This is a genomic window from Oligoflexus sp. (assembly GCF_035638955.1).
Taxonomy (GTDB): domain Bacteria; phylum Bdellovibrionota_B; class Oligoflexia; order Oligoflexales; family Oligoflexaceae; genus Oligoflexus.
The window spans coordinates 1-4,878 of sequence record NZ_DASQYZ010000384.1 but is presented as its reverse complement, the minus strand read 5'-3'; the positions used below and the strand labels follow the sequence as shown (position 1 = coordinate 4,878).

The following is a 4,878-nucleotide window of genomic DNA, read 5'->3' as shown; positions in this document are numbered from 1 at the left end:
GGGTGAGAACAGTGGCAATTCTGACAAGGAATGCAATCTCATGCGCGGCGTTCGGTATGTGAGAGTTGGTCAAGCCGATGCTTGCATAGGTTACAACAATGCCCTGGCGACGGAGCTCAAGATCCTGCTTCAAAGGCCGGGCGAAATCCGCGTACAGCGCGTGATTCTGCGCCGTCCTTAAGCGACAGTTCGCAGTGCCGCGTACCCGGGCCCCGGAAAGAATGCCTACGAATTTATCTAGGCCCTGGGTTCTCCTGGGTGAACGAAGCACCCTGGAGGAACGGGTGTCGAAGCTTGAAGATATTATCAGGCGAAAGCTGGGATGAGGCCTGCACATTATAGATATTGACGCTTACAGCAGCATTTTAACAAAAACAAAGTCAGGCCTGTCGAGTGCAGCATTAAGACAGCAGGAGCTGGATATCCTCCAATGTTAAACTTTTGAGCACGCTGTTTTCGGCCGAAACAATTGCATTCGCCAGATCGCGCTTTCTCTCCTGCAAGGCCAATATTTTTTCTTCGACCGTATCCCTGGCGATCAGTCTATAGGCGAACACGCTTTTGGTTTGACCCATCCGGTGGGCCCTGTCAATGGCCTGGGCTTCGACGGCGGGATTCCACCATGGATCAAGGATGAAACAATAGTCCGCAGCGGTCAGATTGAGCCCAAGTCCTCCTGCCTTGAGGCTGATAAGGAAGATGGGAATAGCAGTATCCGTTTGAAACTTCTGCACCCTCATCTGTCGATCTTTTGTTTTCCCGTCGAGATACTCATATTTGATGGATTCCTTGTCGAGGCGCTCCCGGACTAGAGAGAGCATGCTCGTGAATTGGCTAAAAACCAGAGCCTTGTGACCTCCATCTGCGACCTCGCGCAGCTGTTCCAGCAAGGCATCCAGTTTGGCACTGGATTCGTGCCTGCGATCCTTGTCGATCAAACCAGGGTGGCAGGCAGCCTGCCTGAGTCGAAGCAACGCCTCCAGGACGTGAATCCGGGAAGCGCTTATTCCTTTCTCTTTGATTGTCGCGGTCAACTGCCATTGATAGTGCCTGCGCAGTTCATCGTAGAGTTTTCGCTGTTTTGATTTGAGTTCACAAACCACAGTCTGTTCTGTTTTATCCGGTAAATCCCTCAATACCTGCTGCTTGGTACGGCGAAGGATGAATGGCTTCAGCACCCTGGCAAGAAGCGCGATATCCGATCCGGCCTCATGACCTTTTTTTGAAATGGCCGCAAGCATTGAAGATTTGAGCATGCCCGGGTTCAGAAAATCGAAAATCGATCCAAGCTCACCCAGATGATTTTCCACGGGAGTCCCGGACATGGCGAGCCGATGTTCAGCCTTAATCAGTCGGGCGGCTTTTGCCACATGCGCTGATTGATTCTTGATGGCTTGAGCTTCGTCAAGGATCGCATAGTCAAATGTTATGGAGCGAAGTTCATTAATATCCCGACGCAGGACTCCGTATGTTGTCAAGACAATATCAAATGAAGCCATGGCCGACCAATTTTCATGCCTTTTGTGATGAGAATAGTCGTAAATTCTGAGATCAGGACAGAAACGTTGCGCTTCAGCCATCCAGTTATGGACAAGACTGCGAGGCACAACCACCAGGGAAGGTCGGGAAATTTTTTTTGCGGCATAACGACCCTGCAACATTGCCAGGACCTGGACGGTCTTCCCAAGACCCATGTCGTCGGCCAGACAGCCCCCGAATCCAAAATCCTGGAGGAAATTGAGCCACCCCAGACCCTCACGCTGATACTCTCTGAGACTGCCGCGAAAACTGGTTCCAGGATTTGAAGGTTTGATGCCAGCGAATGATTTGATCCTGGCCCTTAGATCGGCAAAGTGCTGATCAACAGTTGCTTCAGGCAAGTCGTCAAGGAGAGAGTCAAGAATGGTGACTTGCATTCTCCTGAACCGGACTCCGTTTTTTTTGAGCTGGCCAAACCTTGTTAACGGGCGAAAGTTTTCCAGCCACTCTGCTGGCAGGATCCCCATACTGCCATCTCCCAACCGAACGAATTTCTGCCCTTGTTCAAGGGCCTTAAGAAGGGCAGGAAGATCTGCGGATTCTGCACCGAATTGAAAGTTTGCCTGCAGATCGAACCAATCGACTCCTGATGAGACGAACAACTTGAACTCACCCGATTTTCGCAAAGGCCGGCCTTCAGCTTCAACAAGCCACCCATTCTCTGAAAGAAAGGTCGTGAGACTTTCAAGTTCTGTGATAGGGAAGCAAACATCTGCATCATCCATGCCGCTCGCCATCACTCCTTTTTGCATCAGGATTTCGTTGAAAAGCTCAAGTTCTCTTTCCGGATTGCGCCGCCACACCACCTTACCGGGCCTATCAACCCAAATGGCCTTGACATCATGTTGTCTGAATCTTCTGCCCTCGTAGTCATAGACTACAAATGCCATCAATTGCCCTATTGGACAGTTCTCTGAGGACACCGTGATGGAAAGTTTAGGCTCTGGCATTCCGGTTGCATATTTCCATCCGGTAGCGGCCGGCCAGTTTATTTTGGGAAAGCAGGGAAGATGAGCTGACTCTTCAACAAAGGAGTCAAAGTCGCGAGCGGGGATTCTTACTTGTTCATTCAGCCGCAAGTGGACAATCCACTGAAAATCTTCGGGTGACATCCTTGCCAAGGGCGCAATAGTCTGGTCGAAGATCACGAGACCATTTTGCAGAAGCAGCCTGGGTTCACTTAATGCAACTGTGGAATCATCCCGTCGTAGTTGGCCCTGGAGCAGCCAGCCTTCACGCTCTGGCACAGCCGGGTTCAATGCAAGTTCAAACTCCCAGACTTCGGTTTCGTAGACGAGTTGTTCGACACTAGGACTTTCGTCGGCGAAGTCAATAAGAGACAATCGGCCCGTGGCGGAAAGTCGAGGCAACAGGACGCGCGCAAGCTCAGCCGATACCTTGTAACGTCCGGACTTGGCTGAATATCCAATAAAATTGGATTCGCGATTCGGGAATTCACTGGCCGCCTCACCACCAAGCATGAGTTCAATTATTGCGCGGTCGGTTGAACTGTTCAATGACTCAAGGTCTGATCTGTGGACTTTATGGTTTTTGAAAGCCCCCCAAACTCCTGTTTTAAGCTTTTCCCGCTGGAAAAGATCAAGAGTCAGCTCACCCTGCGCCTTGCTTGCAGCAAGGCTGACTCCGTACCAGAGCTCGCGCATTTTGTCGCTTGGTGGTGTGATCCTGGCTTTTAAGCCTTCTGATGACCGTCGCGCACCAATCCTGTTCATATCGTTGAATAAGTTTTTCCAATCGAGCGATGTCTGGCCACGGGAATAGGAATGTTGAGCCTTCTGAGGAGGCTTTTGTCGATTCGTGACATAATCGCCGGGGATTCCATCGTCAACGGGATCTTCGTCCTCGTCTTCATCCCACCGGTCATCATCTTGATCATTCGTAAATTCCCCATCCCATTGAACGGAAAGGTCTGTCTTGCCTGCAGTCACGTGCTTTGCCCAGCCTTTTTTTTCCGCTGCCAGGATCACAGCAAATATATGCTTGCATAGATTGCCTTCATCAAAATGCGGGCAAGTGCAGGAAGCTGAAACCTGAAATCGCTTCGAGACTTTCTTCAGCGCCAGCTGAACTTCGTATTCATCAGATCCGGCTACAAAGGCGTCGATACTGTTTTTTTGAATATCGAAAATGTCCACTCGATTATCTTTGAAATAACTTTCCCCCCGCTTCCGAATGGATATGGGAAAAGATGAGGAGCACTGTCCAGCTATAGACATTGGGGAAACTCCTTAATATTCTTCGCAGGCGTCGACTGAAAACTGAATGAAATGTACTCCTGTTCAGCCTTATGGGCTCTTTGCCTGCTTCGCACACTTTTTTAAGCTGCTGCTCGTATGAATCCGGAGATGCTGCCCCGAGACCCTCGGGCTCAGTTTCCAAAATGATCGACGGCTGATTCAGCGGACTTTGGCTTTTCGGGCGTTTCCTTCCGGGCGCCGAGGACTTCATTCAGAACCCTCCTCAGGGCGTCATGGTCGGCCTGCTGGCGTTCGATCATGTTTTTGCTGCTTTCCCTTTCCCTGTCAAGCTGTTCCTTGAGCTGTAGGTTTCCTTCGGAAAGGCCTCTGGCTTTCTGCTGTTCGACTGCGAGAGCCTTTTGAAGGGAGGAGACCTGCTCATGAAGATCCCTGAGGACGGTCCGGGCGGTGGAAAACTCCGCTTCAACCTTCTCCCGATCCGACCTCTCGATTTCCAGAAAGGCCTCGACCTTGAGACCATCCTTTGAAACCCGTGCCACATCATCACGGGCGGCCTTGAGCTCCTTCTCCAAAAGGCCTTTCTGCCGATCAAGCTCATGCTCACGCATGAGCGGCACGGTCAGCTTCTGTGTGACCTCCATCAGCCCGGCCCTGGCCTCATTCATGGCCCTGGTCTCCTCGGTGAGCCTTTCTAGGAGTTCCTGTTTCTCCTGCCCCAGTGCATCCCGCTCGGTTTCGAGCCGGCCTATCTCCTCCATGTCCTCCTGCCTAAGGCGTGCGCGGCTGGCTTCCATTTCCTGGATTCGTCTCCCCAGTTCCTTCAGCTGCTCACTCGCCAGCTCAGATGCCGCCTGCCAGATTTTTTAGGATGGGTCCAGCAGCCGGACAGCCTCCTGATACAATTGACGGTACTATTCGCGGGTGAATCTGCTCTTATTGACATGTAAAGTCATCCCAAATTTGCCTGGAAATTGGGGGTTCGGCATGTCGGTTCGCCATTATAGTAGCCTGTCAACGAAGCTGCGCGCCTTGGCCTTGGTCGAAGAAGGACAACATTCCCTACGCGAGATCTCCGCCCAGCTGCGAATTCCCAAATCGACTCTGCACGATAATTTGCCAA

Annotated in this window: 3 protein-coding genes; 1 reads left to right on the top strand and 2 read right to left on the bottom strand. The window is 51.4% G+C overall.

Going from position 1 to position 4,878, the window contains the following annotated elements:
- A partial coding sequence (locus tag VE954_RS33290; protein ID WP_324961170.1) for a hypothetical protein occupies nucleotides 1–181 on the top strand: 181 nt, incomplete at its 5' end.
- A gap of 220 nt (nucleotides 182–401) precedes the next feature.
- On the opposite strand, the gene VE954_RS33285 is transcribed toward VE954_RS33290, so the two are convergent.
- On the bottom strand, nucleotides 402–3,776 hold the full coding sequence (locus tag VE954_RS33285) for an SNF2-related protein (RefSeq protein WP_324961168.1): 3,375 nt from the start codon (nucleotides 3,774–3,776) through the stop codon (nucleotides 402–404).
- 152 nt (nucleotides 3,777–3,928) lie between these two features.
- Nucleotides 3,929–4,516 carry a hypothetical protein gene (locus VE954_RS33280; RefSeq protein ID WP_324961166.1) on the bottom strand — a complete coding sequence of 196 codons (588 nt, stop codon included), beginning with the start codon at nucleotides 4,514–4,516 and terminating at the stop codon, nucleotides 3,929–3,931.
- Between the last annotated feature and the right edge of the window lie 362 nt (nucleotides 4,517–4,878).